The organism is Mucilaginibacter sp. RCC_168 (assembly GCF_041355315.1).
Lineage (GTDB): Bacteria > Bacteroidota > Bacteroidia > Sphingobacteriales > Sphingobacteriaceae > Mucilaginibacter.
The window spans coordinates 132,525-149,424 of the sequence record NZ_JBFUPN010000008.1; the positions used below are offsets into that span (position 1 = coordinate 132,525).

The 16,900-nt window shown below is 38.6% G+C and carries 18 protein-coding genes; 16 read left to right on the forward strand and 2 right to left on the reverse strand.

Going from position 1 to position 16,900, the window contains the following annotated elements:
* Positions 1-177: 177 nt before the first annotated feature.
* Complete coding sequence (locus tag AB6735_RS09160; protein WP_370995629.1) at positions 178-507, forward strand: hypothetical protein; 330 nt, start codon at positions 178-180, stop codon at positions 505-507.
* A 12-nt stretch (positions 508-519) separates the two neighbouring features.
* Here the strand turns inward: AB6735_RS09160 and AB6735_RS09165 are convergent, their stop codons facing one another.
* Entirely contained in the window at positions 520-1,299 is a 780-nt protein-coding gene (locus AB6735_RS09165) for a uracil-DNA glycosylase family protein (protein ID WP_370995630.1), read from the reverse strand.
* A 14-nt stretch (positions 1,300-1,313) separates the two neighbouring features.
* A complete protein-coding gene (locus AB6735_RS09170) occupies positions 1,314-2,945 on the reverse strand; it encodes a carboxylesterase/lipase family protein (RefSeq protein ID WP_370995631.1) in 1,632 nt (543 codons plus the stop codon).
* Positions 2,946-3,076: 131 nt separating this feature from the next.
* Between AB6735_RS09170 and AB6735_RS09175 the strand changes: the two genes are divergently transcribed.
* The 15 genes from AB6735_RS09175 to AB6735_RS09245 all read left to right on the forward strand — a co-directional run bounded on the left by AB6735_RS09175 (position 3,077) and on the right by AB6735_RS09245 (position 16,862).
* Positions 3,077-3,808 (forward strand): NUDIX domain-containing protein, encoded by a 732-nt coding sequence (locus AB6735_RS09175; RefSeq protein ID WP_370995632.1) that lies wholly within the window; start codon positions 3,077-3,079, stop codon positions 3,806-3,808.
* Between the two features lie 129 nt (positions 3,809-3,937).
* Positions 3,938-4,789, forward strand: coding sequence for a VOC family protein (locus AB6735_RS09180; protein ID WP_370995633.1), 852 nt, complete (start codon positions 3,938-3,940; stop codon positions 4,787-4,789).
* Between the two features lie 39 nt (positions 4,790-4,828).
* Positions 4,829-5,206: a DoxX family protein gene (locus AB6735_RS09185; RefSeq protein WP_370995634.1), complete on the forward strand. Its 378-nt coding sequence runs from the start codon at positions 4,829-4,831 to the stop codon at positions 5,204-5,206.
* An 85-nt stretch (positions 5,207-5,291) separates the two neighbouring features.
* Complete coding sequence (locus AB6735_RS09190; protein WP_370995635.1) at positions 5,292-5,513, forward strand: hypothetical protein; 222 nt, start codon at positions 5,292-5,294, stop codon at positions 5,511-5,513.
* A 61-nt stretch (positions 5,514-5,574) separates the two neighbouring features.
* Positions 5,575-5,967, forward strand: a complete 393-nt coding sequence (locus AB6735_RS09195) for a VOC family protein (protein ID WP_370995636.1) — start codon at positions 5,575-5,577, stop codon at positions 5,965-5,967.
* 469 nt (positions 5,968-6,436) lie between these two features.
* On the forward strand, positions 6,437-6,823 hold the full coding sequence (locus tag AB6735_RS09200; RefSeq protein WP_370995637.1) for a response regulator: 387 nt from the start codon (positions 6,437-6,439) through the stop codon (positions 6,821-6,823).
* Positions 6,804-7,892 carry a sugar transferase gene (locus tag AB6735_RS09205; protein ID WP_370995638.1) on the forward strand — a complete coding sequence of 363 codons (1,089 nt, stop codon included), beginning with the start codon at positions 6,804-6,806 and terminating at the stop codon, positions 7,890-7,892. Before AB6735_RS09200 ends, AB6735_RS09205 begins: the two co-directional genes overlap by 20 nt.
* Positions 7,893-7,897: 5 nt before the next feature.
* Positions 7,898-8,578, forward strand: coding sequence for a TolC family protein (locus AB6735_RS09210; RefSeq protein ID WP_370995639.1), 681 nt, complete (start codon positions 7,898-7,900; stop codon positions 8,576-8,578).
* A gap of 3 nt (positions 8,579-8,581) precedes the next feature.
* Positions 8,582-10,747: an exopolysaccharide transport family protein gene (locus AB6735_RS09215; protein ID WP_370995640.1), complete on the forward strand. Its 2,166-nt coding sequence runs from the start codon at positions 8,582-8,584 to the stop codon at positions 10,745-10,747.
* Positions 10,748-10,793: 46 nt separating this feature from the next.
* Positions 10,794-10,931, forward strand: a complete 138-nt coding sequence (locus AB6735_RS09220; RefSeq protein WP_370995641.1) for a hypothetical protein — start codon at positions 10,794-10,796, stop codon at positions 10,929-10,931.
* A 17-nt stretch (positions 10,932-10,948) separates the two neighbouring features.
* Entirely contained in the window at positions 10,949-12,466 is a 1,518-nt protein-coding gene (locus AB6735_RS09225) for an O-antigen ligase family protein (protein WP_370995642.1), read from the forward strand.
* On the forward strand, positions 12,457-13,071 hold the full coding sequence (locus AB6735_RS09230; protein ID WP_370995643.1) for a DapH/DapD/GlmU-related protein: 615 nt from the start codon (positions 12,457-12,459) through the stop codon (positions 13,069-13,071). Before AB6735_RS09225 ends, AB6735_RS09230 begins: the two co-directional genes overlap by 10 nt.
* Positions 13,072-13,081: 10 nt before the next feature.
* Positions 13,082-14,428, forward strand: a complete 1,347-nt coding sequence (locus AB6735_RS09235) for an oligosaccharide flippase family protein (protein ID WP_370995644.1) — start codon at positions 13,082-13,084, stop codon at positions 14,426-14,428.
* 1 nt (position 14,429) lies between these two features.
* On the forward strand, positions 14,430-15,638 hold the full coding sequence (locus tag AB6735_RS09240) for a glycosyltransferase (RefSeq protein ID WP_370995645.1): 1,209 nt from the start codon (positions 14,430-14,432) through the stop codon (positions 15,636-15,638).
* A 36-nt stretch (positions 15,639-15,674) separates the two neighbouring features.
* Positions 15,675-16,862: a glycosyltransferase family 2 protein gene (locus tag AB6735_RS09245; protein WP_370995646.1), complete on the forward strand. Its 1,188-nt coding sequence runs from the start codon at positions 15,675-15,677 to the stop codon at positions 16,860-16,862.
* The last annotated feature ends 38 nt before the right edge of the window (positions 16,863-16,900 follow it).

Here is a 16,900-nt window from a genome sequence, read left to right on the forward strand (position 1 = left end):
TATTAAACCTCATTTACAATGTAAGTCAACGGATCTAATCCCTCAGCATGCTGGGCATTTTGTTATAAAATATTGGTTTACATGGTTAACAATAGTGTGAGATACCTCATATCTTAAAAGGAAATTTCCCAAAACAATTCCAAATACCTTTTGTCTATAGACTTAAATCAACATATTATGATTACCAGCGGCGTTACAATCGGAATAAACAAGCAAGATGGCACTCCTGTTAGCATTGCCATTGACCCGGTAAATGCACAGAAGGCTCAATCAGAAACCACAAGTTCTGGTACTTATAAATTATATCGGGATACTGATAGTGCCAAGACTTTTGATAAGGGCTATCTCGGCGCCATAACCCTGGATGGGGTGGATAATAGCTACCAGTACTCCGGTGGCACCGAGCTTACTGACTTTGAATTGAAACAGTTAGCAGATTTCATCCGCGATTACCACGCTACCGGGAAAGAATTTGATGATCATAATCGGGATATCACCACCAAGTGATATGCGACCTGTTTACAAAAGAACTTTATTAAACTCCCGGATATATTTATCAATATAATCTTGTTTTAATCTTGACTTGTATTGCATAATGTACCGCGGGTGTTCCAGCGCGATGATCTGTTTAAAAAACTGTTTCTCATCATTTAACTTTCTTAAAAAAGCCTCATTCTTCCCGGTTCCAAAGCAAAAACAAACATCTGTTTCAAAACCAATATCTATTTGTTTCTGTATATTTTCGATAATAAAGGGATACGCCACCTTTTGTAGTACTGGCGTGTCATAATAGTTGTAATTCGTTTCTTTTCCGTTGCTACCTGTAATGGTAAAACCCAGCGGACAAACAGAATGAATATAGAATTGCTGATAAAACTCCGGTATACCGCCAAAAGCATTGATCATGTCATAAACATACTCTGATGATGGTTCATGTGTCATTGGCCCGGGAAAAGGGATCTGACATTGAGCAATCATTCTTTTGGGATCAGTGAATGATACGCCGGTCATACCCGAACCAAATCTGCCCGGATTAATGCCCAATATTAAATGCCGGGGATGGGCATCACTATAATACTTACGGTAAAACCGGGTGGAAACCTCCATGGCAGGTCCGCTTTCTTTAAAGGGGTTCATAATGCTGATACCTGGAGGCAATGCTCCGGTAAACTCAAGCTGCTGGTTAAAAGCAATTATCCTATCGGCAAAGGTGTTCATATCGGGCACTAACTTATTCAAAAAGAATGGGTACAAAAAATAAAATCCCGGCACCAATTGGTAACCGGGATCTATCAGCATCAGTTAATCAATAGTTATTTCATGTATTCTTTATCAAGAAACAGGTAACGAGCCCGGTTCACTTCAGTTTTAAGTTGACTTGTAACGTCAATATTCATAAATTTCACATGATCATTATCCTTAATCGCTTCCCATTTAGGCTGACCGTTCCCATTCGGGTTACCCGTTTTTATAAAATTCGCAAAATAGTTTTCCATAGTGGCGGATACTTTGTAATCCTCAGGTGTCCAGGCGTAAACCTTATTACTGGCCAGGTTGCCCATCGCGTATTCAATTTCCGAAGCATGCGGGGCGCCTACAGCTACAGGCTTAGGAGCCGCTGCTTTGGAGGCATCGCCCTTTACTACACCACCGGCAAGGCCGGGTGTAGCATTACCCATTTGCGCGGTCATGGCCGGCCGTATGCGGGCAAACTCATAGCGATATACTGGTTTACCGCCTGTTTTCACCTGCAGATCGGCCCATTTCCAGGTACTATAAACTATAAAACGATCACTGGACAAAGCGGTTGCTGATTTGATCACCTCATCATTTGATGATGCGGGATATAACTTCAAGGCCTCTTCTGCATGGTCGCCGTACAGTTGTTTTAATACTTTGCTATAGTTTTCAAGAGTAGGTGCATCACCCCTGAGCAGAAATTGATAAGGTACTTCCGCAGAGTTCCATCCCACCAACAGAGGTACATGTGCCTGTTCGCCCGCTTCAAAAATTTCGGGTAATGATTTTGGTAACAAGTAGCCGTCAATAGTAGCTGATGTTGCCGATGCTCCGGCTGAAAAAACAGAATCAAGTAATTGTTTTGCAGGTAAGGCTCTCAGTTCAGCTAAAGAATTAGCTTTCAGTCGTACTGCTAAATCTGCTCCTTTTTTCTCGCCCTCGGCCAGTGGAATCGGATAAAGTGTTGGTTTAATACCCGCCCCGCTTTCGCCAATAGCTCCTGCTATCAAATCTTTTGATAAGGGTGAAGCCATTTGAACCGACACAGAAATTGAACCTGCTGATTCGCCGGCAATGGTAACCCGTTTAGGATCGCCGCCAAATGCTGCGATATTTTTTTGAACCCACAGCAAAGCAGCATGTTGATCAAGATACCCATAATTTCCTGATGAATGATTGGGTGATTCTTTGGTTAGCTCCGGGTGAGCAAAAAAACCGAATATGCCCAACCTGTAATTTACGGTGAGCGCTACAATACCTTTCTTAGCCATACTTTCCCCATCATAGCGTGGTTCAGATCCATCACCAGCCGCCAATCCTCCTCCATAAAAATAAACCAATACAGGCAGTTTTTCCTTACCGGTTTTAGCGGGTGTCCAAACATTCAAGTACAAACAATCTTCGCTCATACCCGCCGAACGGAAATTCATATCACCAAATATGGGCTTTTGCATGGGGTTATGACCAAAGTGGTCGGCCTTTAATACCCCCTGCCAGTTTTGAACTGGTTGTGGTTCTTTCCATCGCAGGTCACCCACAGGTGGCTGAGCATAAGGAATACCCTTAAATATCAAAATCGGCGATCCGGCTTCTCTTGTACCCTCTACTATCCCGTTTTGTGTGGTTACCTGGTTGCTTGTTTGGGCAAACACTTTTACGGTAACAATTTGTGTAAGCAGCCACACTGCTAATAATGTTTTCTTCATATCGTTTATAATTGCTAATTGGCTTAAAATGAATAGATTTACGTTATTGTATCATTTTGTTACAATAATAAATTAAATTTAATTAACCATCAATTTTTTTGTTAATTGCCACTTAATTTTTACCATAATAAATGGATAACGAGTTTATAAAACAGGAAACGAATGTAACAGGCGAAGGCTTTTTACCAGGCCTCGCTATTGATACAGTTATTTTTGGCTTCCATGATGACAAACTTAAGGTCCTGATCCTTAGCTATAAAAATACAGGGCTATATGCACTTCCTGGCGGTTTTATACATATTGACGAAGATGTTAATGCAGCAGCCCGGCGTGTTTTGTTTAGTCGTACAGGGCTTACTAATATCTTTCTTGAACAGTTTTATGTATTTGGCGATAAAAGCAGGTATGATGGTACATCGCTTAAAACAATTATGGAAGCAAGGGACTTTATACCTCCGGATGATCACTGGCTATTAAAGCGTTTTGTGTCCATTGGTTATTACGCCCTTGTTGATTTTACAAAGGTTATCCCTACTCCGGATAGTATATCCGATAGTTGTGATTGGTTTGGTTTAGACGATCTTCCCTCACTGATGCAGGATCATCGGCAAATCATCGACAAAGCTTTACAAACGCTGCAAGCTAACCTTGATCATAAACTCATTGGCTTTAATCTCTTATCAGAAAACTTCACCATGGGCGATTTGCAGCGTCTTTATGAAACTATTTTAAATAAAAAACTGATCCGTGCCGCCTTTCAGCGTAAAATGCTTGGCCTGGGAATATTGGAACGGGTAGCCAAAAAATGGACAGGCGGCGCACATAAAGCCCCTTATCTGTACCGGTTTATCGCCAGGAATTAACATTATGTCATAATCTACCCCTTAATTGTCGTATTCCCCCCTCTCGCATCCTGTTTGATGAAGGTAAATTTGATCTGTAAATAATTCTGAAAAAATATCAGGTCAACAAACACTTAAATCAAACAGAAGATGATAACAATTAACCCCTATTTAAATTTTGCCGGTAATACCGAAGAGGCGTTCAACTTTTACCGGTCGGTTTTTGGCGGAGAATTTTTGGCTTTAATGCGCTACAAAGACACTTTTGAAGCCGAACGTACACCTGATGCTGACAAGGACAAATTAATGCACATAGCCTTACCCATGGGCAAAGGAAATATATTAATGGGGACTGATGTTTTAGGTCAAATGGCTGAGGACTTAGTTCAAAGTAATAGCTTTTATATTTGCATGAATGGCGAAACTCCCGAGGAAACCGGGAAGTTATTCAATGCACTGGCAGTTGGAGGCAAAGTTGTTTATCCGTTTGATAAAGCGCCATGGGGTGGCTACTTTGGCCAATTGGTAGATCAGTTTGGCATTCAGTGGATGGCCGACTCTATGAATACCATCAACCCCTACCTGAATTTTGCGGGCAATACCGAAGAGGCATTTAATTTCTATAAGTCAGTGTTTGGCGGCGACTTTTTCATGCTGATCCGTTTCAAGGATAGCTCGGAAGCCGATCGTACCCCTAAAGAAGATTTAGATAAACTAATGCACATATCCTTGCCCATTGGCGAAGTTGGAAAAGGGAATGTACTCATGGCCACAGACGCCACAGGCAAAATGGGAGAAGGTTTTGAGCGCGGTAATAACTGTCACCTTACCATTAACGGAGGCGGTGTTGAAGAAACGAGGGCACTATTTAATGCACTTGCTGCCAATGGTGGAAAAGTGGTTCATCCCTTTGATAAAGCTCCATGGGGCGGTAGTTACTTTGGTATGGTAACTGATCAGTTCGGTGTACAATGGATGGCTGACTCTGCCGATGATCAATAATAATAATATGCATAAACATTCTTAAATCAATCAGATATCATGAAAATAGCTGTAATTATCGTACGGACATTAGTGGGACTAATGTTCTTATTCTCATCAGTGGTAGTACTTTTTAACCTTGTGCCGCCCCAGGAGTTAAAAGGAGGAATTAAAACATTTATGGATGGTGTCACCGCTTCCCATTATTTGTTACCACTTATAAAAATAACAGAACTGCTATGTGCTATTGCCTTTATTACCGGCAGATTTGTTGCACTTGCTACGGTTATTATATTCCCCATAATGATAAACATTGTATTTTTTCATGCGTTTTTAGGGCCATCTGAACTGCCAACCGTTATCGTATTACTTTTAGGAGTTTTGTTCCTGGCCTATGCAAACCGTAAAAGCTATACACCGTTGTTCAATGCAAAATAAGTATTCCATACAGATATTCCCGGAGCCTTGTATTACTAAAGCAGGGCTCCTTTTAAACAGGCAATAACCTATTAAAAAATGCAGTATGAATGTTGAAGTTTTTAAAACTAATGTAAATACCCGCAGATATGCCAATAAGCTGGTAAATCAGATACACAAAACATTCAAACAATACAGTGCCAACTTTGACCTGGATGATTGCGATAAAATATTGCGTATCCAGTGTAATGAAGATATCATAAAACCAGGTACGCTGATCAGTTTTTTACAGGCCAATGGATGTTTCGCAGAAGTACTACCTGGTTAATATCAGGAATTGAAAACAAAAATCAATTAGTTTAATTATTAATTAATAAAAGCAAATGATCATGTTAAAGTACAACACCACATTTAGTAGTTTTTCCGTAAGCGATTTACCCAGGGCAAAAGAGTTTTATGGCAAAACATTAGGTCTGAATATTTATGATGATAAAGAAATGCCCAACCTGTTGAATCTTCAACTGAACGAAGAGAACATCATCATGATCTATCCTAAGCCAAATCATCAGCCTGCTACCTTCACTATACTTAATTTCACCGTTAATAACGTTGAAAAAACGGTTGATGAGCTAACAAAATTGGGTGTGCAATTTATCATTTACGATGATGATAATTTTAAAACCGATGAAAAAGGAATACTTCGGGGTGATGATCGCGGCCCAACTATAGCCTGGTTTAATGATCCTTTCGGTAATATTTTATCCATCATCGAAAAGCCTTAATGCAACGTCGCTTTATTTCTTTTTAATACAAAAGCGTAATTATTGCTTACATGCCACATCAACTCATAGTAAAATTATTCCCTAACAGGGAATAATTTCCTCAATTATCCACTTTCGGGTAAAACGACCAGCCGTATCAAGAAAACAGATTCATGCGCATATAGTCTCCTAAGGGTGTAATATGGGTGTGTTATTAAATAAAACGCCCCCTGCAACTATGGCGGGCCTTTTTCGTGTACTTTCGGTATAGTAATTGAATAGGTATTCCAAATTGAAAATTAGTGTTTGAATTTGCACCAAATCAATAAAAACAAACCTTGGATACCATTTTTAATGTAGACTCACCTGTTTCTATTGATCTTAATAAATAATCTTTTCCCAAAGAAATTTATAAAAGTTTATCACACTGATCATTTTTCAATTAAGACATAATACAACTTAATTAACCAGGTTTTATAAATCTTCAGGAATGAAAAAAACCCTACTTATTGTTGATGACGATTTAAGTATCTTAAAGTTACTCAGCTTTATCCTTTCGAAGGATTACGATATAGTTGTTAAAAATAACGGGATTGATGCCTTTGGCTGGCTTGAGGATGGCAACATGCCCGAGTTAATTATTTCCGATCTTCAAATGCCCTATTTTGATGGCCAGTCATTTGTAAAAAATGTTAAGATCAGCGGTTTTTATCGTGATTTGCCTGTAATATTGCTTTCAGCAGCTCACGATCTTGATGAACAGGTAAGCAAAATGCCATTTAAGGTTGATGCTTGCATTCACAAGCCATTTAAGCCCACCGAATTAAAAACGGCCATTAACCAACTTTTACAAGTTTATGAATCAACAAACATCTGATTGGAACGAAAATTCTGGTTCCCATGTCAAGATTGCTTACGCGGGCCTGGCATTAAAAGAGTTGGTTTATGCGGGTCTTAATGATAATTTCAAAATAGTTTATAATGACTCCATTGCCCAACTGGAAGAATATCTGGGCAATCAATCCATTTTAACTGTTCCGGATATTATTTTAATGGAAGTTGATGCTAACGGAGAATGTTTTAAGATGATTGATGAGATCAAAAAAAGCTTTTTATTACATGGATCGATCATCGTTCTTTTATCATCAGTTGATGATAAAAGTCTTAAACAAAAAGCTATGCAGTTAAAGGTACATGATTTTTACAGTGTACCCTTCCTTATTGATAACCTGCGCGAGCGCCTTAACTTCCTGGTTACTTTTAAATTGATCAAACCAAGATTGCTTGAGCTTTCTAAAGAGGTTGATACTACTTATAAAATGCCATTGGGTAAACGCTTAATTGATTTGGCTATATCCTGCAGCATGTTATTTGTGCTATCTCCGGTATTCCTGCTCATTGCTATATTGATTAAATTAGACTCAAAGGGTCCGGTATTTTATAAAAGCAAACGTGTTGGCACTGGTTATAAGGTATTCGATTTTTATAAATTCAGATCAATGCGCACCGATGCCGACCAATTACTGGCCAAATTATCAACAGAAAGCAACCAATATGCATCTGAAACAGGAACCGATAAAGTCGCGTTTGTAAAAATCAAAAACGATCCGCGCATTACAAAATTGGGGCAATTTTTACGCAATTCAAGTCTTGATGAATTACCGCAGTTGTTTAACATCCTTGTTGGCGACATGTCTGTAGTCGGCAACCGCCCATTACCGGTTTACGAGGCAGAAATGTTAACTTCAAACGAATGGTCAATGCGTTTCTTAGGCCCAGCCGGTTTAACCGGCCTTTGGCAGATCAGCAAAAGAGGAAAAGAAGACATGTCTGAGCGTGAACGAAAAAAATTAGATAATTTTTATGCCCAAAAATATTCTATTTGGTTAGATTTAAGAATTATTATAGGAACTATACCTGCACTGTTTCAAAAAGAAAAAGTATAAAGCTAATGAGTAAGAATATTATAAAGTTTTCTCTTCTATTAATTTTTATCGTTTTTACAAATAACACCTATGCTCAAGAGTCTTTTATTAAAGATATCTCCTATCCGTATCTCGAAAAACTGATAGCTACAGCAAAGAAAAATTATCCGGAAGTTAAATTAAGGCAAAGCCAGGTCAACGCGGCTAAAAGTAATTACAATGCAACCAAATTTGCCTGGCTCGATGGTTTAACTGCTTCTTATATCTACAGTCCTCAAAATTCTATTAACCTTTCTACTCCAACTATTTTTAAGGGCTATCAATTAGCTGTATCCCTGAACATTGGTCAATTGCTAAAAAATCCGGCTACAACCAATGCAGCAAGAGAAACGTATAAAGTAGCAGAATATCAGCAAAGTGAATATTTACTAAGCCTTGAGGCCCAGGTAAAACGCTTTTATTTCGCCTATCTGGAAGCCCAGGCCGAACTCAGGTTGCGATCAAATGCCGTAGTTGATGCCGAAGGTGCTGTTAAACAATTAAAATACGCTTTTCAGAAAGGCGAAACTACTTTTCAGATCTATAACGAACAGCTAAACAGTCTTTACAATCAAAACTCATTTAAAGTACAAGCTGAATTGGCAACATTTACAGCAAAAACCAATCTGGAAGAGTTATTGGGTACTAAATTAGAAGAGATTAAATAAATAATGGAGATAGCTAAGTTTTTAAAACTTCTACGTAAATATAGAAACACCCTCATCATCATTCCGCTGGTAACGGTAATTGGTTCATTTTTTCTTGTTAAAAATCTACCTAACAATTATATATCCCATGCTCAGATAGCTACCGGTATTGTTGATGCTTCCAGGCACTTGTTGGACAAAGATGATAATGTAAATGCCCAGGAGCAGCAGGTTTTTCGGGAATTTAGTAACCTGATAGCTATCATGAAGCTCAAGAAACTGATCAATCAGGTTTCCTATCAGCTTATGATCCACGATCTGAGTAACCCTGCCCCGTTTCGTAAATTCAGTAAGGAACTATTGGCATTACATCCTTATGAGCGCGATAGAGCTTTACTGGTATTTAAAAACAAGTTCCAAAGCATGGAACCTTTATCACTTTATGACAAAGAGGAAGATAAGCTGAATGACATCCTTATATCCATGAAATATGATGAGCGTTCCATCATGAAAGAGCTTACCATAGCACGTGATGAGGATAGCGATTTTATTTCGGTAAGTTTTGATTCGGAAAATCCACAGTTATCGGCATTTATAGTTAATACTTTATGTAACCAGTTCATAGCTTATTACACCCAAAATGTAAGGCAGAATGAAACCAATGCAGTGAATTTCTTATCCAAGTTACTCGAAGAAAAAAAGAACGCTTTAAGTAAAAAAACCGAAGAGCTTCAGAAATACAAAATACAAAACGGTGTATTGAGTCTTGATGAACAATCAAAAGCCATTTTTGGCCAGATTATGGTTTATAACGATAAAAAGTTACAAGCAGAAAAAGACATCGTTTCTTATGATGGGGCCATTAACGCTATCAACAGTAAATTTGAACCAGGCGACAGGAAGTATGTGGAGGCCTCAGTAAGTAAATATAACCAGGCCATTACTACAACCCAAGATCAGCTTCACATTTTGGAGGATAGATATGTTCGTAGCGGATTTAACCCACGGTATAAAAACACGATAGATTCCGTTCAAAATGTTCTTACGACGCAAATAAATCAATCATCAGATAAATACGTAACCAATCCGTTAGTGGCTAAAGACGACCTGATCCATCAAAAACTAACACTCGAAATTTCAAGGGACCTGGCCAAATACAGCGTAAAATCAATTGACAAGGAGCTTGGCAGCCTGAATGGCAAATTCTCTCGCCTTGTACCGTTTGATGCTACCGTAAAAACCTATGATTTTGATATCGACATTGCCGGTAAAGAATATCTGGATGTTTTAAACCGGTATAATGAAACCAATCTGAAATCAAATTTCTCGATCAACTTAAGGCAAGTTGAAGTTGCTACGCCTGATGTGGCTCAACCATCAAAAAAAATCCTGCTTATTGCGCTGAGTGTTATATTAAGTGTATTTGCCTGTCTGTTTGTGTTATTTGTACTGTTTTATCTGGATAGAAGCATTCAGGACCCATCGGATCTGGTTAATAAAACACAATTACCCTTACTGGGCTATCTGAACCAGATCAAAGGGGAAAATCTTGACCTGAAAAAACTTTGGGACGTGGAGCACCGGGATAAAATGAAGCAATTCAAGGAGTTGATCAGATCTGTGCGATTCGAGATAGATCAGGAACTACAAGGGGATAAAATTATTGCCATAACCAGTTTAGATGCCGCAGAAGGTAAAACATTACTGGCCATCAGTTTGGCCTACTCCTATTCCATGATCAACAAAAAGGTATTATTAATTGATGGCAATTTTGATAACCCTACTATTAGTAAAACAGCTATGCCCGGTGTTTATCTGGAAGATTATTTTAAAAACAGCCCAATTAATACCCAGGTAGTAAACAGCAGTACCGCAACTGTGCTCGGAAATCATGGCGGGGATGTAACCTTATTTGAAATTGGCGACGAAGCATTCTTAAAAAACCGTTTTGATGATCTCAAAACAAAGTATGATATGGTTATTATTGATACAGCTCCGCTAACGTCTTTAAATAAATCAAAGGAGTGGTTATTATTTGCCAATAAGATCATTGCCGTTTTTGAATCGGGTAAAAGTATCACCAACACACAAAAACCAGATATAGCCTACTTACGCGGTCTTAATACCAAATTTGCTGGTTGGATACTTAACAAAGCCGATTTTAATCAGAAAAAAGAATCGGCATCATAGGGTTGGATCGTCCCGGTAAAGATTTATATTAATTAAAACTGTAATCATGAGGTTGGAAGCCAGGAAAAAGGAACTTGACCCATTTGAAAATTTAAGTTCTATTCAAAAGAAATCACGTAAAGCCGCAATCATAGTTGCATTTATTGGTTCGTTTGTTTGGGTTATTAAAATTTTATTTTTTTAAAACAGGCACAACAGCACATGCTGAATAACATTAATAATAACGAAATAAAGCTATCACTTTGGAAAAGCGTGTTAACGCAAAAGCTATCCAATAAAGTGGTGATATTATTTTTGTTGTTGATTTCATTAATTTTTAGTGGTATAGTTTATAAATTCGGGATAATTGGCGGCGGCATAGTTTTAATACTACTTGTTGGCATTCCCATATTATATGGCATTGTAGCCTATCCTAAATTCGGAATAGCGATCCTTATTTTCGTCTCATTTTTTATAAATTATGTTTCAGAGATAGTTCCGGAAACAGCTCCTATAGGCATACTGCTGGATGCAATAACGTATTTGTTGATCCTTGGATTTTTCATCAAACAAAAGAAAGAGCATGATTGGTCGCGCTTTAAGAATCCTATTAGTTATATTATTCTCATCTGGCTGGCATATAATTTTATTGAGGTAATAAACCCCTGGGCTACATCAAGGCTTGCCTGGGTATATACTGTACGTACTGTTGGTTTCATCATGATGATGTACTTTGTATTTGTTTATCACATCAGATCGGTTGATTTTATAAAGTTTTTGCTGAAACTATGGCTTGCTTTTTCCTGTATTGCTGCGATATCAGCATTTCAACAGGAAAACTTTGGTTTTTTTGGATTCGAAAAAAAATATTTGTACGCGGATCCTTTACGGGTGAGCCTGCTTTTTATCAACGGGCATATGCGTAAATTCGGTATTTTCGCAGATCCAGTTACTTTTTCATATAACATGGTTGTTGCCGCTTTGCTTTGCATCGCTTTAATTATGGGTAACCATAGTTTACGTAAAAAAATAATACTGGGCTTTATGGCCGCATTTTTTCTTTTTGTGATGCTTTATTCGGGCACCAGAGCCGCTTATGTGCTTGTACCAGCATCACTCCTGATGCTCGCCGTACTAAATTTCAATAAGAAGGTGATGTTATTTGCTGTTACAGCAGGTTTAATGCTTGGCTTTTTAATAGTAATGCCTACCTCAAACCCATTGATCAAACGCTTCCAGACAGCATTTAACCCAACCGAAGATGCATCATACAATGTTCGGGCAGAAAATCAAAAACGGATAAAACCATATATTTTATCACACCCTATTGGTGGTGGACTTGGTTCTGTTGGTGTTTGGGGGCGCCGGTTCTCACCAAATTCTGAATTATCAAAATTCCCTCCGGATAGTGGCTACGTGCGTGTAGCGGTTGAGATGGGCTGGATCGGGTTGATCCTTTTTTGCACATTAATATTCATCGCTCTTTATAATGGTATTAATTACTATTACAGGATCAAAAATCCAGAACTTAAAAACTACTGTATGGGCATGATACTGGTCATTTTTGCCTTCAATATAGGTAATTTCCCGCAGCAGGCATTGGTACAATATCCAAGTAATGTCTTGTTTTATTTGGCTATAGCCATCATTGTAGCATGTATGCGTTTGGATACTGAGGAACAGGCAACAGCCATCGCCCAACCAGTTCTGAATGAACATAAAATACAGAAATGGAGTTAGTATCAACAATAAAGTCAAACCCGGGTTTAAAACGCTTTGTACATTGGTTAATTGTGCGCAGTGGCGAAGCTAAACCCAGGTTATGGGTTCGCTGGTTTGTTAATCCGTTTTTTCATAAGCGAGGCAAAAGATCGGTCGTTAGGTTTAAAGCCCGGATGGATATATTTCCTTTCAACAATTTTTCTTTGGGCAGCAACAGCATTATTGAAGATTTTGCTACTATTAATAATGGAGTTGGGGATGTTATTATTGGTAATAATTGCGGTATTGGCATCAGTAATGTATTAATAGGCCCGGTGAGCCTGGGCAACTACGTGATGCTCGCTCAAAACATTGTACTTTCTGGCCTTAACCATGGTTACGAGGATATAACCACTCCCCCACGCCTGCAAAAAGTAACCACCAAACAAATCACCATTGCCGACAATGTTTGGATAGGCGCCAATAGCGTGGTAACAGCTGGTGTTACCATTGGTAAACATGCCATAATTGGCGCCGGCAGTGTGGTTACTAAAAATATACCCGAATACAGTGTAGCAGTTGGCAACCCGGCAAGAGTGATCAAGCAATATAATTTCACAACCAATAGCTGGGAAAAAGCGTAACAAATGATGCATGGGCCTTCTTAAAAAAGTGATCAATAAACACACGCTTTCTTTAGCCAGTAATGCTATTATGCCGGTATTGGGTATGGCCATACTTTCGCTGATGGCTCGTTATCTTTCCAAACCTGATTTTGGCGATTATATCTTTTTCCTGATCGTATTTACCCTGGCTGATACCTTTCGTACGGGGTTTATGCAAACATCCCTCATCAAGTTTTATGCGGGCACCGACAAAAAACGGGCAGCAAACATAGCAGGCTCGGCATGGTACCTGGGTTTTATGATCGTGCTGGTATTTGGTATAGGTAACCTGCTGATGTACTTTTTCTACTTCGGTAATAATCCGAATATGTTTATGATCATCAAATGGTTTAGTGCTATATTTTTTTGTACGCTACCGGCTGCTATAGCCATGTGGATATTACAGGCCGAAGAACGTTTTGACAAACTGTTCATCTTGCAACTCTTAAACCAGGGTGGATTTTTTATATGTATATTATTATTGACCATTTTCCAGAAAGCCAGCTTTCAAAACGCCCTATATAGTTATCTTATCAACAATATAGTGAGCAGTGTGATCACCATGATTATAGGTTGGTCAAAGGTAAAAACCATCAGTAGCAAAAGCTGGGCAGCCATCAGGGAGCTGGCCCATTTTGGCAAATTCAGCGTTGGCACATCCATCAGTTCCTACCTGTTGCGTAGTTCGGATACCTTCATCATTAAAATGATGTTTCCATCTGAGTTGCTGGCTGTTTATTACATCCCTCAACGACTCATGGAGATATTTGAGATACCACTCAGGGCTTTTATTGCTACGGCTTTACCTGTAATGTCAGCAGCAGTTCACCGTGAGGATAAAAGATATGTATCTTATATCATGAAAAAGTATGCAGGTATGCTTACAATAGCGCTGATACCTATTGCAATAGTTTCGTTTATAGCTGCCGATCTCATCATAGGCTTGTTGTTTGGTGGTAAATACCAGCATTCAGACGCCGGCAATATCTTTCGCATTTTCATGTGTTTCGTGATGCTATTGCCTATCGACAGATTTTTCGGGATTACGCTCGATATCATCGGCAAGCCACAGTTAAACATGATCAAAGTGTTTATTATGCTTGCCGTAAATATAGCTGGGGATTTTGCAGGTATATTCATTTTCCATAATCTTTATGGGGTTGCTATTGCTTCTATATTCACGTTTTTTTCAGGCGCGATATTTGGTTACTGGGCACTTAAAAAACATTTGGAATTTAAGATCGGGGATATATTTAAACTCGGTTATATCGAGCTCATGGAATTATTGGGATTATTATATCAAAGGCTACTAAAAAAGGAACCCAAACAGAATTGATATGGAATTAAAGAACAGGCATATCATTATATTTTCGCAAATGCAGTTTGACGGACGCCTGGAGTCGACTAATTATACCATGGCTAAGTACCTAGCTAAAGACAACTATGTGTATTATGTAGACCGGCCTTTTACCTGGAAGGATTATATTAAGTTTAGAGATACCCAAGAATACAAGATACGTAAGCCACATTTTTTTTCATCGACCAACAGTTATATTCAAACCGACATCCCGAACCTTAAAATCATTATTTCGCCGCCGGTACCCTCAATTAATATGCTGCCAGAAGGACCGTTTTATCGTGCGGCGGTCAAATTTAATGAAGGCATTGTAGCCAAAAGGCTCAAAAAGGTAATCAAGCATCTTAATATTAAGGATTATATCTACATCAATTCTTACAACTACACCTACCCCACCTTTCATCAATTGATAAAACCTGTATTAACTGTTTATCACTGCGTTGATCCTTTGGTTGAAGAATACCAGATCAGGCATGGACTGATATCTGAAGATATGGTAGTAAAAAGTGTAGATCTGGTAATTTGCACCAGCAAACAATTAAGGGACAGCAAGAAGAAACTAAACGGTAACTCCTTTTTTATTCCCAACGCGGCAAACATAGCGCACAGCCAAAAAGCGCTTGATTCACAATTGCCCGTGGCTGATATCCTATCTGTCATCAAAAAGCCGGTTATCGGGTATTTTGGAAATATAGAGCGACGTATTGATTACGATCTGCTTGCCGAAGTGCTACAGCAAAACCCAGATAAGAACTTTGTTTTTGTGGGCCCTGTTGATATCGACTATTTAAACCATCCCATCTTCAAAGCACCTAACATATCTTTAAAGGGCGCGGTACCTTATGAGGAGATGCCAGCCGTTTTAAAAGGTTTTGATGTGGCTATTATTCCATTCAAAAAGGATGAAGTAAGTAATGCTATATTCCCACTAAAACTATTTGAGTATCTGGGCTCTGGTCGACCGGTTGTATCAACTGACTTTAATACTGATTTACGTGAATTTACAGGAGATACTGTGGCCTATTGCAGCAATGCTGCTGAGTTTTCGACCGCTATGAACGCAGCGCTGAATGATACACCTGATCTGCAGCAAAAAAGACTTGCCGTAGCTGCAGAAAACACCTGGGAGCACCGGATTTCTGAGATCAAAAACCTATTGGCATTAAATTTAGATAGAGTATCTAAATAGTTAAACTTATATATAACTCCTCATGAGTCAATACACATGGATATTGTAAAACTGATAGCAACAATAATGATGGATGTGCTTTTTATATACCTGTGTGTATACTGCATTTATCTATTTATTTTCTCAGTTGCGGGGAAATTAATACCCATTAAGCAGCCACCAGTTGCTTCTTCGTTAAGCAGGTTTGTAATTTATATCTGTGCATATAAAGAAGATGCGATTTTATTAAACTCTGCCGCAAGCGCCTTAACTATTGATTATCCTAAAGATCTGTTTCATGTTTGTATCATTGCCGATTCATTACAAGCCGAAACCATTACAAAATTAAAGCAAATGCCCTTACAGGTATTAGAGGTTTTTTTTGAGAACAGCACTAAGTCTAAGGCTCTTAACAAGGCCATTGAAAATACAGCCGAAGGTTTTGATGCTGCCATAGTTTTTGATATAGATAATGTGGCTGCACCTGATTATCTGCACCAGATGAATAACTGGCTGCAAACCGGCGAACGGGTGATACAAGGACATCGCGTAGCCAAAAACACTAACACTCAGGTAGCTGTACTTGATGGCATCAGCGAAGAAGTTAACAATCATATTTTCAGAAAGGCACAATGGGTATTTAAACTCTCAGCAGCTATAATTGGTTCCGGAATGGCATTGGAATACAAGCTATTTAAAGAAACCATGAGTAAAATAGATGCCGTGGGCGGTTTTGACAAGGAAATGGGATTAATACTCACCAGGCAAAAAATAAGCGTAGCCTACGCCGAAAAAGCTTTGGTTTATGATGAAAAGGTAAGTAATCCAGAAGTATTTAAAAAGCAACGCAAAAGGTGGTTATCGGCCCAATTTAATCTGCTGCGTAAATATGGTAGCAGCGGCTTTGGTGAACTGTTTTTACACGGAAATTTTGATTACTTCAATGAAATATATCAGATGTCCATATTGCCACGGGTACTAATGTTGGGACTGATGCCTTTTATGCTGCTGATTTCCTTCCTGCTTCCGGGCATAGGTCCTCACTGGTACCTATGGCTTATCGCAACATGCTGCTGCTATATTGGTATTGTTGTTGCTATACCGGGAGAATACTTTAACAAGCAATTATTCAAAGCAGCTTTAAAACTACCGATGATATTTTTTACTATGCTATTGTTGTTATTTAAATTAAAAGGTGCCAATAAAAAATTTATACATACACCTCACGATCATACTGCCGCTTAATTACGTATATAATATTTGAAGTTGAATTAACCGGGTAA